General features: G+C 68.2%; 16 protein-coding genes. 2 read left to right on the top strand and 14 right to left on the bottom strand.

The features are described from left to right. Positions 1-447: 447 nt before the first annotated feature. Positions 448-1,464 carry an NAD(P)H-dependent flavin oxidoreductase gene (locus tag BLJ79_RS18645; protein WP_071216279.1) on the top strand — a complete coding sequence of 339 codons (1,017 nt, stop codon included), beginning with the start codon at positions 448-450 and terminating at the stop codon, positions 1,462-1,464. Positions 1,465-1,483: 19 nt separating this feature from the next. On the opposite strand, the gene panC is transcribed toward BLJ79_RS18645, so the two are convergent. The 14 genes from panC to dacB all read right to left on the bottom strand — a co-directional run bounded on the left by panC (position 1,484) and on the right by dacB (position 15,046). After that, a complete protein-coding gene (gene panC, locus BLJ79_RS18640) occupies positions 1,484-2,422 on the bottom strand; it encodes a pantoate--beta-alanine ligase (RefSeq protein ID WP_071216278.1) in 939 nt (312 codons plus the stop codon). A gap of 42 nt (positions 2,423-2,464) precedes the next feature. Further along, complete coding sequence (locus tag BLJ79_RS18635; RefSeq protein WP_071216277.1) at positions 2,465-3,352, bottom strand: Rossmann-like and DUF2520 domain-containing protein; 888 nt, start codon at positions 3,350-3,352, stop codon at positions 2,465-2,467. After that, the gene (locus BLJ79_RS18630; RefSeq protein ID WP_139194965.1) at positions 3,349-4,923 is read right to left on the bottom strand and encodes a PH domain-containing protein; all 1,575 of its coding nucleotides are present in this window, start codon (positions 4,921-4,923) and stop codon (positions 3,349-3,351) included. Before BLJ79_RS18630 ends, BLJ79_RS18635 begins: the two co-directional genes overlap by 4 nt. Beyond that, positions 4,920-5,432, bottom strand: coding sequence for a PH domain-containing protein (locus tag BLJ79_RS18625; RefSeq protein ID WP_071216276.1), 513 nt, complete (start codon positions 5,430-5,432; stop codon positions 4,920-4,922). Before BLJ79_RS18625 ends, BLJ79_RS18630 begins: the two co-directional genes overlap by 4 nt. Beyond that, positions 5,413-5,913, bottom strand: a complete 501-nt coding sequence (locus tag BLJ79_RS18620) for a DUF3180 domain-containing protein (RefSeq protein WP_071216275.1) — start codon at positions 5,911-5,913, stop codon at positions 5,413-5,415. Before BLJ79_RS18620 ends, BLJ79_RS18625 begins: the two co-directional genes overlap by 20 nt. A gap of 4 nt (positions 5,914-5,917) precedes the next feature. After that, positions 5,918-6,409, bottom strand: coding sequence for a 2-amino-4-hydroxy-6-hydroxymethyldihydropteridine diphosphokinase (folK, locus tag BLJ79_RS18615; RefSeq protein ID WP_071216274.1), 492 nt, complete (start codon positions 6,407-6,409; stop codon positions 5,918-5,920). 5 nt (positions 6,410-6,414) lie between these two features. Then, positions 6,415-6,783, bottom strand: a complete 369-nt coding sequence (gene folB, locus BLJ79_RS18610; protein WP_071216273.1) for a dihydroneopterin aldolase — start codon at positions 6,781-6,783, stop codon at positions 6,415-6,417. A gap of 20 nt (positions 6,784-6,803) precedes the next feature. Then, positions 6,804-7,721: a dihydropteroate synthase gene (gene folP, locus BLJ79_RS18605; RefSeq protein ID WP_071216272.1), complete on the bottom strand. Its 918-nt coding sequence runs from the start codon at positions 7,719-7,721 to the stop codon at positions 6,804-6,806. A gap of 8 nt (positions 7,722-7,729) precedes the next feature. Beyond that, entirely contained in the window at positions 7,730-8,284 is a 555-nt protein-coding gene (gene folE / locus BLJ79_RS18600; RefSeq protein WP_139194966.1) for a GTP cyclohydrolase I FolE, read from the bottom strand. Between the two features lie 88 nt (positions 8,285-8,372). Further along, entirely contained in the window at positions 8,373-10,352 is a 1,980-nt protein-coding gene (gene ftsH, locus BLJ79_RS18595) for an ATP-dependent zinc metalloprotease FtsH (RefSeq protein WP_071216270.1), read from the bottom strand. A gap of 243 nt (positions 10,353-10,595) precedes the next feature. Then, positions 10,596-11,147 (bottom strand): hypoxanthine phosphoribosyltransferase, encoded by a 552-nt coding sequence (hpt, locus tag BLJ79_RS18590; protein WP_071216269.1) that lies wholly within the window; start codon positions 11,145-11,147, stop codon positions 10,596-10,598. A gap of 157 nt (positions 11,148-11,304) precedes the next feature. Next, positions 11,305-12,333, bottom strand: coding sequence for a tRNA lysidine(34) synthetase TilS (gene tilS, locus BLJ79_RS18585; RefSeq protein WP_071216268.1), 1,029 nt, complete (start codon positions 12,331-12,333; stop codon positions 11,305-11,307). A 30-nt stretch (positions 12,334-12,363) separates the two neighbouring features. After that, on the bottom strand, positions 12,364-13,530 hold the full coding sequence (locus BLJ79_RS18580) for an Rv3626c family coenzyme F420 biosynthesis-associated protein (RefSeq protein ID WP_083411464.1): 1,167 nt from the start codon (positions 13,528-13,530) through the stop codon (positions 12,364-12,366). A 91-nt stretch (positions 13,531-13,621) separates the two neighbouring features. Next, positions 13,622-15,046 (bottom strand): D-alanyl-D-alanine carboxypeptidase/D-alanyl-D-alanine endopeptidase, encoded by a 1,425-nt coding sequence (gene dacB / locus BLJ79_RS18575; protein WP_071216266.1) that lies wholly within the window; start codon positions 15,044-15,046, stop codon positions 13,622-13,624. A 131-nt stretch (positions 15,047-15,177) separates the two neighbouring features. On the opposite strand from dacB, the gene BLJ79_RS18570 reads away from it, so the two are divergent. After that, positions 15,178-15,663 (top strand): inorganic diphosphatase, encoded by a 486-nt coding sequence (locus BLJ79_RS18570; RefSeq protein WP_071216265.1) that lies wholly within the window; start codon positions 15,178-15,180, stop codon positions 15,661-15,663. Positions 15,664-15,692: the final 29 nt, after the last annotated feature.

Genomic DNA, 15,692 nt, shown 5'->3' with positions numbered 1-15,692 from the left:
ACCCTGAAACCATTCACCAATAAAATAAATAAATTGGTATCAACAAACTTGGCACACTATTGAGTTCTCAAACAACAGACGCTTCCAACTTCCACGACCCGGACTGACGTTTCCTGCCGGCGCTTCGCTCTGGAGCAACTTTTCAAGCTTAGTCCCATTCAAACCCGGAGTCAAATCGACTTCCGAAATTCATTTGGAATTCTTTGCATCCGCCTTCCGCTGCTCTCCCTTTCGGGCTACGCTGCGGGGCTCGGTGCGAGAAACAACTCTACGCGCAACCCGCCCGAATGTCCAAACGGGCGCCTCCTGCACCGGCCGGACACCAAGAACCGCGGAAACCCGGGGATCATTCCGGGTTTTCGCCCGGGAATGCCCCTATTCCTCCAATTTCGACCTTTGAGCGCTGCATCACATCGACTGTGCCGCATCAGTCCTAGACTGAAAAACATGCCTGAACTTCCAAAGAACACAGCGGTCAGCATCCACCCCGCCAACAAACTGCAGCAGGTACTTGGTTATGCAGAACCCATCTTCAATGCCTCCATGGCCGGTGCTGCCGGCGGCGCATTGGCCGCAGCCGTGTCGGCAGCGGGCGGTTTTGGCATGCTGGGCATCGGCGGAAACGCCACCAAGAAGTGGATCGATATCGAGGCAGGGATTGCGGCTTCGTCCGGACACCCCTGGGGTGCCGGTCTGATGGCCTGGGTCTTGGACAAGAACCTCGATCCCCTGGAGCATGTCCTGGAACACGGCCCGTCCTTCGTCTGCATCAGCTTCGGCGAACCGGGCCCTGCTGCCGCGTTGGTCCATGAATCCGGAGCCTTGACCGGGATGCAGGTAGGCAATGCGGCCGAACTGTCACGTGCACTTGAGGACGACATCGACGTAGTGATCTGCCGCGGGAACGAGGGCGGGGGCCACGGCCGGAACGAAGTCTCCACACTCCCCCTGCTGCAACTGGCCTTGGAAAAGACCACCAAGCCGGTGGTCGCAGCGGGCGGTCTGGCCACGGCCGCCGGAGTCGCGGCCGTCCTGGGTGCAGGGGCTTCGGCGGCCTGGATCGGCACACGCTTTGCCGCGGCCACGGAATCGATGAGCCACCGGAACATCAAGGATGCAATCGGGGCCGCCGGAATCGATGACACCATCTACACGCGGGCCTTCGACATCGCCCAGAGAATCGATTGGCCGGTGGAATACGGCGGCCGGGCCCTGCGCAACGAATTCAGCGACAACTGGGCCGAAGACCTCGAGGCGCTCAGTGCCACGGTCGACGCAAGCGATGCCCTGACCAACTCGATCAACGAGGCCCGGGCGAAGGCCGACCTGTCCTTGGCTCCGGTCTATGCCGGCCAATCGGCAGGACTCTCCGCCGCAGGCCAAAGCGCCGCGGAAATCGTTGCGGACCTTGCCCGCTTCCGCTCGGTATTGCGACAGGCGTCCCAACGCTGGGAGACCTCCTAGCCAGCACGGTTCTTGGTGCTCAGTAGCCCAGCGGCATGTTGTCGATCAACCGGACTTCGCCGACCTTCGCCGCAACCAGCAGCAAGCCTTCCCCGGTGAACGGGGTGTCCTGGCAGTTGAAGGCCAACTCCTGCAAGGTGCGCGGGTCGACAAGTTCGAAGTAGTCCAGCTCCACCAGCGGTTCCATCTCGAAGAGCCCCGCGGCGTCCTCCAGGTACAGCGGTTCATGGCGGTCGGCCCGCCGCTTGACCAGATTCAGCGCCCGGTGGATCACCAGGGCCGCCTCCGCCTGCTCCTTGCTGAGGAACTGGTTCCTGCTGGAAAGCGCCAGGCCCTCGGCGCTGCGGATGATCGGCACCGAGCGGATCTCGACCGGGAAGTTCAGGTCCGCCACCATGCGGTTGATCAGCACCAGCTGCTGGGCATCCTTCTGTCCGAAGTAGGCACGGTAGGCAACGGGGACCCCCAACGAGGCTGGCGGCATACAGAAGTGCAGCAGCTTGGCGACCACCGCAAGCATCCCGTCGAAGTGGCCGGGACGCGAAGCGCCCTCGAACTTCTCGCCCAGGGCCCCGGAATCGAGCTTGACCAGCGGACGGCCGTCGGGATAGACCGTCGACACCTCGGGGGCAAAGACGATGTCGGCACCGGCCCGGGCCAGGATCTCGACGTCGGCCTCCAGGGTGCGCGGGTAGCGGTCGAAGTCGGCCCGGTCATTGAACTGCAGCTCGTTGACGAAGATGCTGACCACCAGCACGTCGTTTTGCTCCCGGGCGGTGGACACCAGCGATTCGTGCCCCGAATGCAGGGCCCCCATGGTGGGCACCAGCCCCAGGGTCGCCGGGCGGTTTCCCGAGGCCGGCGCTTCGAGCGCCTGGGCAATGGCCGCCGAGAGCTCGGCGGCGGTACGGACAATGCGGGGGGCGCGGCTGGCGGAATTTGCTGGTGTGCTCACCATCCCAGCTTAGCTTTGGGACGTCGTGGCCGGTGGCCGTCGGTCCTACTTTCCCAGCGCGGCCAGGATCCCTTCGAGGGTTTGGCTGCTGATCAGGCCGCGGGCGTGGGCGCGCAGCGCGGTTGCCCGGCTCATCGCCAGGTATCCCTCCCGGGTGTCCTCGGCGATCGAGGGGTCCGAGAGCGCGGCGCGGTGCGCGGCAATGGTGTGCACGTCCCCGCGGGCCACCGGCCCGGTCAAGGCGCCTTCCCCGGAGGCCAGCGCATTTTCCAGCGAGGCGCGCATGAGCGCCGAGAGCATCCGCTCGGGTTGTTCGACGCCGATGCCGGCCAGGATCCCGGCCGATTGCCCGGCCACGGTCACCAGGTGGTTCGAGGCGTGGGACAGGGCGGCATGGTATTTCACCCGGTCATCCTCGGCGATCACCACCGGTTCCCCGCCCATTTCCACCACGAGCGCCTGGGCGATGGGCAGGACCATGTTCGAGGCGCTGACCCCGAAGACGCAGTCGGCCAGCCGCTCCAGGTCCATGCTCATCCCGGTGAAGGTCATGGCCGGGTGCACGGCCAGCCCGATGGCGCCGGCCGCCGTGGCCGGGGCCAAGACCTCGGTGCCATAGCGCCCGGCGGTGTGCAGCACCAGCTGTCCGGCCTGCCAGTGTCCGGCCACGGCCAGTCCGGAGACCAAATCCGCCAGCGCATCGTCGGGAACCGCCAGGATGACCAGTTCGGCACGGCGCAGGATCTCGGGGATTTGCAGCACCGGCACGCCGGGCAGCAGCATTTCCGCGCGCTCGAGCGAGGCGTCGGAAACCGCATGGACGCCAACGATCTGGTGCTCGGCTGCACGCAGCGCTGCGCCCAGCACGGCGCCGACCTTGCCCGCGCCAATGACCCCGACCCCCAGCCGTCCCGGCTTACCCGTGCTTCTCATGCGTCCCCCAGCCAGTGGTTTGAATCGGTTTGCCTGCGTGCCGCCGCGGCGCGGTCGGCCTGTTCCAGGAACAGTTCCCGGCCCGAGGCGACATCGAGCTGGTGCACCAGCGGCACCACGGGCCCGGCGATCGTGGCCAGGGACAGGTCAACCACCCCGAAGCGCCTGGCCAACGGACCCTGGCTCAGCCTCAGGCCCTGGGTGCGGGCGTGCGGCACGATGGCGATGGTGCGGTGAAGCGCCCCGTTGCGCGCCACCAGTGCGGTGTCGGTCAGCGCGTAGCCCTGCCGCTTGTATGCCAGCGGCGAGAGCGGGCGGACCCGCGGCGGGGACACGACGAACCCGCCCTCGGTGCCGGAGCCGTTGATGGCGGCGGCAAAGAAATCGCGCGGAGCGGCAACGCCCGGGGCCGGAAGCACCACCGAGAGCACCGCCAGGACGTCCTCGTAGCTGCCCACCGGCAGCAGCACGCTGCGTTGCTCGGCGTCGTTGGCTGCCCCGCCGCCGATGCCCGCGACGTTCACCGCGACCCGGTACCAGCCCAGCGGCCGCCAGAAGAAGGGGGCGGTGACCTTGATGGCCTGGACCCGGCCCGGCGGCACCGTCTGGTGTCGGGTGTCCAGCAGCCCGTAGCTCAGGCGCAGCCCGTCCGCGCTGGTGGCGGCCTTGAAGTTGTATCCGGTGTTCAGGTTGTTCCACAGCGCGCCGGCCATGCCCAGGAGGGCCGGCAGCAGGTAGAAGGGGGCGAACCCCTCGATGGCGGACATGGCGATGCCCAGCCCGATGATCAGCAGCACCATCAAGATGGTCGAGGGGCGCAACAGGATGGACCCGATGAGCCGGCCCGTGGGCACCACGGCGACCACGCGCTCGCTGGCGGCCAGCGAGGCGGAAACCGAGGCGTATCCCGGTGCCGGGGCCCCGGGGGCCGCTTCCTGCGGTGCTGTCGGATCCGGTGACTGCCCCGCGACCGGGGCCGCATCCGGCTGCGCGGGAAGCGCCGGTGCCGGCGGCCCGGGCGTCTTCAGCCCGGCGGCGCGGGCCAGGATCTCGTTGCGCAGCTGGTGCGCCTCGGAGAGTTTCACGAAGGCCAGGTTCATCGCGGCGGAGCCCGAGTCCGCAACGTCGAAGCGCAGCTCGGCAAGCCCGAAGATCCGGGCCACCAACGGCTGGGCGATGTCGATCGACTGGACCCGGTCGATGCGGGCCTGGCGCTGCTGGCGGAAGACCATGCCGGTGTTCACGTTGACGTGGCGATCGGTGATCTGGTACTTGGTGAACCACCAGGTGCCGAAGAAGCCCAGCAGGATCAGCAGCAGGATGCCGGCGCCGACCAGCAGCGAAACCATCAGCGGGGTCCCGGAAATGAAATCGGGCCCGGGGTTCGATTCCTCCTCGCCGAAGAAGGAGGACAAGGTGTTCTGGCCGTAGACGAAGGCGATGGCCACCACCGCGATCCAGCCGCGCACCAGCGGGGAGACCGGGTGCACGCGGTGCCACGGCGCCGCCGGGGTGCCCTGCCCCTCGGTTTCCCCTGGACCGGGGACCGGCACGGCCCGCCCGGGAGTCACAGCCCGGCCAATCGCGATTCCCCGCGGGCCGCAAGCTGCTCGCGCAGGCGCGTGCCCTCGGCCACCGGCAAGCCGGGGATCTCCGCGGTGGCATCGGCCGCCGCGGTGTGCAGCTTGACCTTGCACAGCCCCAGCATCCGGTCGATCGGGCCCACGGCCACATCGACGAACTGCATCCGGCCGTAGGGGACCACCAGCACCTTCTGGAACATCAGACCGTGGCGCACCAGCAGGTCGTCCTCGCGCTCGGCGTAGCCGATCGCGGCGACCTGGCGGGGGATCAGCACCAGGCGGATGACCTCGACGGCCACCACCACCGCGGGGGCGGCGATCGCCAGCCACAGCGGGAAGCCGTCCCACACCCCGGTCAGCACCAGGACCAGCGGGACGCTGAGCACCAGCAGCGTGATCAACGCGCCAATGGCCCAACCCACCATGCGGACCTTGGCGTAGCTGGGGGACACGCGTGTCCATTGGATCCCGGCCGGGTCAATTGGTTCCTGCCGCATAGCCTTCCTCGTCCTTGCCCTTGGTCTTGGCCGCCGGGTCCGATGGATCTTCCGGGGGCAGCTTGCAGAACTGTTCCACAACCCATCCCACGATAACCATCACCAGCGCGCCACCGATCATCACCAAGGATGATTTCACCGCCGCGGACCCCATTCCGCCCGCCGTGAGCAGGCCCAGCAGGATCCCGGCGTGCCATCCGGCAATCGTGGAACCGGCATACACGCTGGCCTGCGCCAGCACCAGGGTCCGGGCCGCGGCAATCGGGTTCACGCGTTTCTTGGTCCGACCGCTGGTGAACAGCTTGATGCGGATGCCCATGACCAGGGTGAGCAGGCAGGCGGCCCCCATGGTCACCAGGGAGGTCCAGTGCAGCACCGGCACCGGATAGCCGCGGGTCGTGGCAATGATCTGCAGGGCATAGCCGGCAACCACCCCGATGACCAGCACGGTGAAGACCCACAACGGCCGCAAGGAATTCATGGCCCTAGGCCCCCGCTTCGACGCGGACGATGCCGGGGGTGTCGGCCGCGGCGGCGGCAAGCGTGGTGACCGGGATCCCGGACAGCTGCGCGTCCGGTTCCATCCAGGACCACGGCAGCAGCACGAAGCCGCGTTCCGCGGCCCGCGGGTGCGGCAAGGTCAGCACCGGGTCCGAGCTGGTTTCTTCCCCGTAGGTGATCACGTCGATGTCCAGGGTGCGCGGACCCCAGCGGACCTCGCGGGTGCGGTGGTGGTCCGACTCGATCTGCTGGCAGGCGGCCAGCAGCTGGCGCGGGGCCAGCGTGGTTTCGATGCGCAGCACCAGGTTCAGGAAGTCGGGTTGCCCCTCGGGCCCGCCCACGGGCCTGGTCACCGCGGTGTCAGAGACGCGCACCAGCTCGATGCCCGCGGTGGCGGCCAGGGAGGCGACGGCGGCCTGCAGCGTTCCGGCACGTTCGCCCAGGTTGGAACCCAGGGCAAGGATGCAGGAAACCATCTGGTTCACTCCCGTTCGCGGTAAATGTGGATCGTGACGTCGGAAAAGGTCACGGTGATCGGGGCCTTGGGCTTGTGCACGATGACCTCCACCCCGGTGACGGTGCCGAAGGACGCCAGGATCGCCGCGGCGGTCTTCTCCGCCAGCGTCTCGATCAGGTCCCAGGGCCCGTCTTGGATCTGGGCCACCACCAGTTCGCCGAGTTCCCCGTAGTGCGCGGTGTCCGCGACGTTGTCGCTGGCCGCGGCCTTGCGGATGTCGGTGTGCAGGACGACGTCGAGGGTGAAGGGCTGCCCGTCGCGCTTCTCGTGCTCGAAAACGCCGTGGTGCCCGATCGCGGTGATGCCCGACAGGGTGATGGTGTCCGTGCGCATGCTGCTGCCCCGCCCGTTTCCTAGAGTGCCGGGACGCGGGCCGCGGACCAGGCGGTCGCGACCTTGACGGCATCCAGGTTGCCGGGCACGTCGTGCACGCGCACCCCCCAGGCTCCGTTGGCCGCCGCCAGGGCGCTGGTTGCCGCGGTGGCGGCATCGCGGGCCGTGGGCACCGCGGGCTTGGAATCGACGGTCAGCAGCGCACCGATGAAGCGCTTGCGGCTGGTGCCCACCAGGACGCGGTGGCCCAGGGCGGTGAAGCGGTCCAGGGCGCGCAGCAGCTCCCAGTTGTGTTCGTGGTCCTTGGCGAAGCCGAGCCCCGGATCCAGGATCAGCTGCTCGGCGGCGACCCCGGCGGCAAGGAACGTCTCGCGCAGCGCGAGCAGTTCATCGATGACCTCGGACACGACGTCGGTGTAGTTCGCCTCGGTGGTCATCGAGGCGGCGTCCCCGCGACGGTGCATCAGCACGTAGGGGGCACCGGTTTCGGCGATCAGCGCGGGCATGTCTGCCTCGTGGGTGAGCCCGGAGACGTCGTTGACGATGTGCGCGCCGGCCGTCAGGGCCGCCCGGGCGGTGGAGGTGTGCATGGTGTCGACCGAGATGATCGCCCCGGCCTTGGCCAGCGCCGTGATGACCGGAAGGATCCGGGCCTGTTCCACGGCCGGGTCCACCGGCTCGGCGCCGGGGCGGGTGGACTCCCCGCCGACGTCGATGATGTCGGCCCCGCCGTAGTACATGCGCAGTCCGTGGCCGATGGCCTCGTCCGCGGTGGCGTACTTGCCTCCGTCGGAAAAGGAATCCTCGGTGATGTTCAGGATGCCCATGACCAGGGTGCGGCCAACGGGCAGGTCGGCCATGGTGCGGGCCGTTGATTTCTTGATGACCGGCAGCGGGCTGGTGGCCGGTCCGGTTCCGGGGATCGCTCCAAGCGACATGGGGTTTCCTACTTTCCGAGAATGAGGCTCATGGCCTCGGCGCGGGTGGCGGGCTCGCGAAGCTGGCCACGCACCGCGCTGGTGACGGTCTTGGCGCCCGGCTTGCGGACGCCCCGCATGGACATGCACATGTGTTCGCACTCGATGACGACCATCGCCCCGCGCGGGTTCAGGTGCTCCATGAGCGCCTCGACGATCTGGGTGGTCAACCGCTCCTGGACCTGCGGGCGCTTGGCGAAGACCTCCACCAGGCGGGCCAGCTTGCTCAGCCCCGTGACCTTGCCCTCCGGGCCGGGGATGTAGCCGACGTGGGCGGCGCCGTGGAACGGCACCAGGTGGTGTTCGCAGGTCGAATAGAAGGGGATGTCCTTCACCAGCACCAATTCGTCATGCTCGATGTCGAAGGTGGTGGCCAGGTGGTCGGCCGGGTCCTGGTGCAGGCCGGCGAAGAACTCGCCGTAGGCCTTGGCCACGCGCTTGGGCGTTTCCAGCAGGCCGTCGCGGTCCGGGTCCTCGCCGATGGCGTAGAGGATCTCCCGCACGGCCTTTTCGATGCGGAGCATGTCCACGCCGCCGGCGCCCTGGGCGCTGTCGTCTTCAAATTGATCGATCTCGTTCACGCTTCCGATCCTAGCTGGTGTGTGCGTTGGGTTACGCGCCGGCCGAAGCGCCCGAGGTGCCGTCGGCTGCTTCCGCAGCGTCGTTTTCGGCCGCCTCGGAGGCGATTTCCCTCGCCGACAGCACCGGTCCGGCAGCGTGCACCGGGCGGGAGTCCTTGCTCAGCCAGACCTCGCGCTCGGGGCGCTTGGTGAGGTCGTGGAAGATTTCCTCGATCTCCTTCTGGTTCAGCGTTTCGTGCTCCAGCAGGGCCAGCGCCAGGCGGTCGAGCACGTGGCGGTTCTCCGTCAGCGCGGCGTAGGCCTCGTCGTGCGCGGTGTCGATCAGCGCGCGGACCTCCTCGTCGACCACGTTGGCCATGGCGTCGGAGTAGTCGCGGCTGGAGGGCTGCCCGTACATGGCATCCCCGGAGGAAGAGCCCAGCTTCACGGCGCCCACGCGCTCACTCATGCCGTAGTCGGTGACCATCTTGCGGGCCGTGGCGGTGGCCTTCTCGATGTCGTTGGAGGCGCCGGTGGACGGGTCGTGGAAGACGATTTCCTCGGCCACGCGCCCGCCCATGGCGTAGGCCATCTGGTCGAGCAGTTCGTTGCGGGTCACCGAGTACTTGTCGTCGTCGGGCACCACCATGGTGTAGCCCAGGGCGCGGCCGCGGGGCAGGATGGTGACCTTGGTGACCGGCGCGGTCTGGCGCATGGCCGCGGCGACCAGGGCGTGTCCGCCCTCGTGGTATGCGGTGATCTTGCGCTCGTGTTCCTTCATCAACCGGCTGCGCTTCTGCGGCCCGGCCATGACGCGGTCGATGGCCTCGTCCAGGGCGCGGTCGTCGATCAGCTGGGCGTTGGAGCGGGCGGTGAGCAGCGCGGCCTCGTTGAGCACGTTGGCCAGGTCGGCGCCGGTGTAACCCGGCGTCTTTTTCGCCACGGCCTTCAGGTCCACGTTGGTGGCCATCGGCTTGCCCTGCGCGTGGACCTTGAGGATCTGCTCGCGGCCGATCATGTCCGGTGCCTCCACCGGGATCTGGCGGTCGAAGCGGCCCGGGCGCAGCAGCGCCGGGTCAAGGACGTCGGCGCGGTTGGTCGCGGCGATCAGGATGACGTTGGTGGTGGCGTCGAAGCCGTCCATCTCGACCAAAAGCTGGTTGAGGGTCTGCTCGCGCTCGTCGTTGCCGCCGCCGATGCCGGCGCCGCGGTGGCGGCCCACCGCATCGATTTCGTCAACGAAGATGATGGCCGGGGAGTTGTTCTTGGCCTGCTCGAACAGGTCGCGGACACGCGACGCGCCGACGCCGACGAACATCTCCACGAAGTCCGAGCCGGAGATCGAGTAGAACGGGACGCCCGCCTCGCCGGCGACGGCCTTGGCCAGCAGGGTCTTGCCGGTGCCCGGAGGGCCGTAGAGCAGCACGCCCTTGGGGATCTTGGCGCCGACGGCCTGGAACTTGCCCGGTTCACGCAGGAATTCCTTGATTTCGTGGAGTTCCTCCACGGCTTCCTCGGCACCGGCCACGTCGACGAAGGTCACCTGGGGCATGTCCTTGGTGATCAGCTTCGCCTTGGACTTGCCGAACTGCATGACCTTGGATCCGCCGCCCTGGGAACGGGACAGGATGAACCAGAACAGGCCGACGATCAGGATCATCGGGATCATGAAGCCCAGCATCGAGGTGAACCAGTTGTTCTGCACGGGCTGGTCGGTGTAGCCGGTCAGGTTGGCGTCGTTGACCGCGTCAACGACCTGGGTTCCGCGCGGGATGGAGTAGAAGAACGAGACGTTCTTTCCCTTGTCCGCGCCGTCGACGTTCAGCGGCTGCTTCAGCGTGAGGTCCACGCGCTGCTCGCCGTCGAAGATCTTCGCCTCGGAGACCTTGTCGTCCTTGAGCAACTGCATGCCCAGGGAGGTGTCGATGCGCCCGGAGTTGCCGCCCAAGAGCGTCGGCAGGAAAATCAGCAGCACCGCGGCACCCAGCAGCACCCAGACGATCCAGCTGTTAAAGATCTTTTTCGCGTTCATTGATTGGGGGTCCCTCCCCATCCCTCCTGCTTTCGGGCCCATGCCGGCCCGGGCGTCTTGGGCGACGCCGGTATCTTGCTACACGTTAATAAGTAAACGCCCTCTTCGGTACCCACGGATGGGCCAGGCGATAAGTTCCCCTTTGGGCGTAAGAACACCSATGGCCGCCCCCGGGKMCCCGGRARCGGCCATSGCGCACCGCATTTTGGTGCGCGCTGCGGCGGAAGGCTGGGGTGCTGCCCGCTACTGGTAGACGTGCGGGGCCAGGGTCCCGATGAAGTCCAGGTTGCGGTAGCGCTCGTCGAAGTCCAGGCCGTAGCCGACGACGAATTCGTTGGGGATCTCCATGCCGACGTACTTCACGTCGATCTCCACCTTTGCGGCCTCCGGCTTGCGCAGCAGGGTGCAGATTTCCACCGAGGCGGGGCCGCGGGACTGCAGGTTGGCCAGCAGCCAGGACAGGGTCAGGCCGGAGTCGATGATGTCCTCGACGATCAGCACGTGCTTGCCCAGCAGGTCGGTGTCGAGGTCCTTGAGGATCCGCACGACGCCGGAGGACTGGGTGCCCGAACCGTAGGAGGAAACCGCCATCCAGTCCATGGTCACGTGGGAGTGCAGGGCACGGACCAGGTCGGCCATGACCATCACGGCACCCTTGAGCACGCCGACAACCAGGATGTCCCGGCCTTCGTAGTCGGCGTCGATCCGGGCGGCAAGCTCATTGATCTTGGCCTGGATTTCTTCCTTGGTGTAGAGGACATGCGCCAAATCGGCGCTGACATCTTTCGAATCCACGAGGGCTCCTGGTTCTGGGGTCGGCAATAGACCGGTCGAGGGGAGGGCGTTTCTACCCACGGTCTAGAGTGCCACAGTCTGGAGCGCGGTGGGGAGTGCGGCACCTGGGTCTTGCCGCGTCTTGGCGGCAGGGGAACCCGCGAATGTGAGGCAATTCTCACGATCCGGGGTGAGGCAGGGCCGTGGCATCCAGCCGCAGGTGCGCCCGGGCGCCGGCCGGCAGCCGGGTCCCGGCGACGCGGGTGGCGTACACCGGGCCCTCGAGCTGGACGGGGCCGGCCGAGACCGAGCCGCACACCAGGGCATCAAGCGCGGCCAGGCGTTCGAAGTCGGGCACCGGTGCGCCCAGGCGTGCCACGGCCAGGCGCAGTGCGCGCGAGCGCAGGGGACCGGGCAACGCGCGCAGGCGCTCGAGGTCCAACGTGAGCACCGCAGCGGGTCTGTCCTCGGCAACCGGCAGCGCGGCATCGTCCAGCGCGGTTTGCGCCAGCCCGTCGAGGTACTGCGCGTCGGCGCGCGCCAGCGACGCGGTCCGCGCCAACGCGGCGGGAATGGAGTCGCCCAGCACCTCCCGCAGCACCGGCATCAGCTCGTGCCGCACCCGGTTGCGCAGGTAGCGCGGATCGGTGTTGGTCGGGTCTTCCCAGTAGGCGAGGCCCTCGTGCCGGCAGATCTCCTCGATGTCCGCCCGGGACAGGGACAGCAGCGGGCGCAGGTAGGGGCCGCGGGCCGCCGGCATCCCGGCCAGCGAGAGCGTCCCGGATCCCCTCCCCAACCCGAGCAGCACCTGTTCTGCCTGGTCGTCGAGGGTATGGCCAAGCAGCACATGGTCGGCCCCGGCCTGCCTCAGGCCTTGCTCGAAGGCCGCATAACGGGCGGAACGGGCCGCTTGCTCGCTGCCGCCTGTCACCCGGACCTCGAACACCAGCACCGGGTCCAGACCCAGGGCGCGGCACTGGTCCGCGGCCCGCAGCGCCACCCGGTCGCTGCCTTCCTGCATGCCATGGTCCACGATGAGGGCACCGGCGCGGATCTCGCCCTTGCGGTGCAGGAACGCGGCCGCTGCGGCCAGCGCCAGCGAGTCCGCCCCGCCACTGCAGGCCACCAGCACGCTTGCACCCCGGGGCACCATGGCACGGATCGCGTTGCGGGCCTCGGCCAGCACGCGCGGCAGCTTCCCGCCCATCGACCTGCCTCTCCTTCGGAGGGGTTGTTCCTAGTTGTTGTGGGGTGTTTCGGTTCCGGCAGCGGTGCCGGGGCCTTCCATGCGCGCCACCCACTGCTCCGGGTGATGCACCTCGTGCTCGGTGGGAAGGTTTCCCGGACCCTCCCAGACCTTGTTGAAGCCCTCCATGCCCATGAGCTTCACGGCCCGGGTGACGAAGCGCTGCCCGTCGGCGTACTGGCGCATCTTCGCATCCAGCCCCAGCAGCTTGCGCAGCCATTTCTCCAGCGCCGAACGGTCCTTGCCGCGGGAGCCGAAGCGCTGGCGGATGGTGCGCACGCTGGGCACGATGGAGGAATCCACCGCGTCCATCACCACGTTGGCGTGGCCCTCGAGCAGCGACATCACCGCGGTGATGTGCGAGAGGATCGCCTTTTGCTCCCCGGTGCGCAGGCCGGCCAGCAACCCGCCCCCGGAGGCGAAGTCGTCGGCCGCTTCTTTCGTGTCGGCCGTCTTTTCCAGCGCCTTCTTCCCGCGGATGACCTCGGAGGCGGCGGCGCGCAGCCGCTCGCCCAGCGCCTCGGGTTCGGCCAGCAGCGAGGCCAACAGCTCTGCGATCTTGGACTGCAGGTGCGCCCGCAGCCACGGGGCCGCGGCGAATTGCACCCGGTGGGTCTGCTCGTGCAGGGTGACCCAGAGCCGGAAGTCGTCGACATCGACCTTCAGTTCCCGTTCGATCGCCACGATGTTCGGCGCCACCAGCATCAGCCGCCCGCCGGCCGGCAGGTCATCGCGCAGCAGCCCCGCGAAGGGGTCGTACTGGCCCAGGACCTTGGAGGACATGAAGGCCAGGATCGCGCCCATCTCCACGCCGGTCGCGGTGGCGGAGAGCACCTGGGTGGCCTCGGAAATCTTCTCCCCGCGCGTCTTGGCCAGGTGCTCCATGGCCGGGGCCAGCATCGCCTCGAAGCTTTGGGTGTTCGCCTTGGCCCAGCCGGGCCGATCGACGATGAGCACCTGCGAATCGCGCAGGTCTGCGGCGGCCGCCAGGCCGGTGATCCGGTGCACGTGCCCGACCGATTCGTCGGCCTTGGCGCGCAGGTCCGCGACGACCTCGGCAATCTGTGCGGGGGTGAGGACCGGGCCGGCGCCAACCAGCTTGGCCGCGGTGGTGGCGGCGAGGTCCCAATTGATCAGCCGGAAATCGGTGGTGTCCATGCTTTCCATCCCATCACGCTTTTGGCCCGTGCGGCGGGATTGCGCGCTAGGCAAAAAATCCCTGGCCCGGCGGCGGGCCGGGTTGGAGGGCTCAGCGGCAGCCGCAGCCGGTCAGCGCCGCCGCGGCCGCATCGAGCAGGCCCTTGTGCGGCGCGATGGTCCGGTCGTTGGTGTGCACGAAGAAGGAAAAGGCCAGCACCCGCCCATCCCGGGTCACGGTGAGCCCGCTGAGGCTGGAGACCTCCATGAGCGATCCGGTCTTGGCGCGCACCACCCCGCGGGTGCCGCCGGAACCCAGCCGCGAGGCCAGGGTGCCGGTGGCACCGGCGACCGGCAGCCGGTAGCTGAGGTTGCGCAGTGCGGCGTGCTCGGAGGTGGCGGCGTATTCCAGGGCGCGGGCCAGGGTCAGCGGGGTGACCCGGGTAGCCCCGGCCAGCCCGGAGGTGTCCACCAGGTGCATGCCGGTGGTGTCGATGCCCAGCCCGGCGATGGTTTGCGCCACGGCGGCCGCCCCGTGGGAATAGTCCCCGGGCTGCTCCTGGGCTACGGCCACCAGCCGCCCCAGCACCTCGGCGACGTAGTTGTCCGAGACCTCCAGCATGAACCGCACCTGCTCCCCGACGGTCGCCGAGGCCACCGACGCCAGCTCGGTGCCCGGGGTTCCGGGCTCGGCCCGCACCACCTCGGCGGCAACCTGCATCCCGCCCCCGGCCGCGGCCACGGCCGCCCGAAGCTCCTTGGCAAACACCGTTGCGGCATGCATGCCCGGATCGGCCACCCGTGGCGCGTTCGCATCCCGGGTGGCGCGGGCCCCGTACATGGCGATCGGCGAGATCGGGGAGATGTTGTGCGTGGTCACCAACGAGGCGTCCCAGTCGGGGTTCAGCGCCGCACCGGCAAAGAGCGACTCGTCCAGCTCGACGCGCACCGTCTCTCCCGCCTGGCCAGCGGCACGGGCCTTGCGCAGCGCGGTGGCCGTGCGTTGTGCCAGCGTTCCCAGCCCGGCCCGGCCGATAATGGACTCCGAGTCGCCCCCGGCCCCCAGCAGCACGTCTCCCCCGCCGACCAGCACCACGGTGTTCGGGTCCTTGAGCATCGCCGTGGTGGTGAAGCGGTGGTCCTCGCCGATGTCCTGGGTGGCCGCGATGGCCGTGAGCACCTTCAGGCTCGAGGCCGGGATGCCCGGCTGCCCTCCGGAGCGCGAATACAGTTCCTCGCCGCCGGCCACGTCGATGACGCTCGCGGTGACAGTGGTGCCGTCCCCGCCGGAGGACAGCGCGGCATCCAAGACGGTTTTCAGGGCCGCCGGGTTCGGGGCCGGGGCCGCGGGGTCAAGGTGCGGCAGTGCCGTGGGGTCGGCGGCGGCCAGCAGAGCGGGTTTCTGTGGTTCCGGAGCCGGCTCCGCAGCGGCGCCGGGGAACGCCACCGGGACGACAAAGAATGCCACCAGGCCCATTACCAGGCCGGCAACCAACACCGCAATACCCAGGCGCAGGAATTGGAGCGCTTGTTTCATCCGGCATCCTTAGAAATCGTCGTAGTCCCCGTGCGCCATATACCCTTAAGCGCAGTTACCTAAGACTAGACGGCAATCGGATGCGCCCGCTTCCGGACGTGCCACTGGTCACGAAAGCGAGGAGACCTTTCATGAGCCATGACGTCACCATCGAGATCCCAGCCGGATCGCGCGTGAAGTACGAGATCGACCACGAGACCCACCGCCTGCGCCTGGATCGTGTTCTCTTCACCTCCATGCAGTACCCGACGCACTACGGTTTCTTCGATGACACCCTGGGCGAAGACGGCGACCCGCTGGACGCACTGGTCTTCATCCCGGGCGTGGACCTGTTCCCGGGCGTCGTGGTGGAGTCCCGCCCGATCGCCGTGTTCAACATGACCGACGACGGCGGCGGAGACGCCAAGCTCGTGTGCGTCCCGGCCGACAAGCGCTTCGACCACATCCAGGAATTCGAGGACCTCGACGGCTGGCTCATCAAGGAAATCGAGCACTTCTTCCTGCGCTACAAGGACCTGGAGCCGGGCAAGTGGGTCAAGGCCGAGGGCTGGGAGGGCCGCGCAGCGGCCGAGGCCGAGCTCGAGCGTTCGATCGAGCGCTTCAAGGCCCAGGCCTAACCGCTCCGGGGCAATCGCCCAAAGGTTGG

Origin of the sequence: Arthrobacter sp. UCD-GKA, from assembly GCF_001863355.1 — a bacterium.
Classification (GTDB): domain Bacteria; phylum Actinomycetota; class Actinomycetes; order Actinomycetales; family Micrococcaceae; genus Paeniglutamicibacter.
Note: the sequence above shows the minus strand (reverse complement) of the source record. Positions and strands in the feature narration are given on the sequence as shown.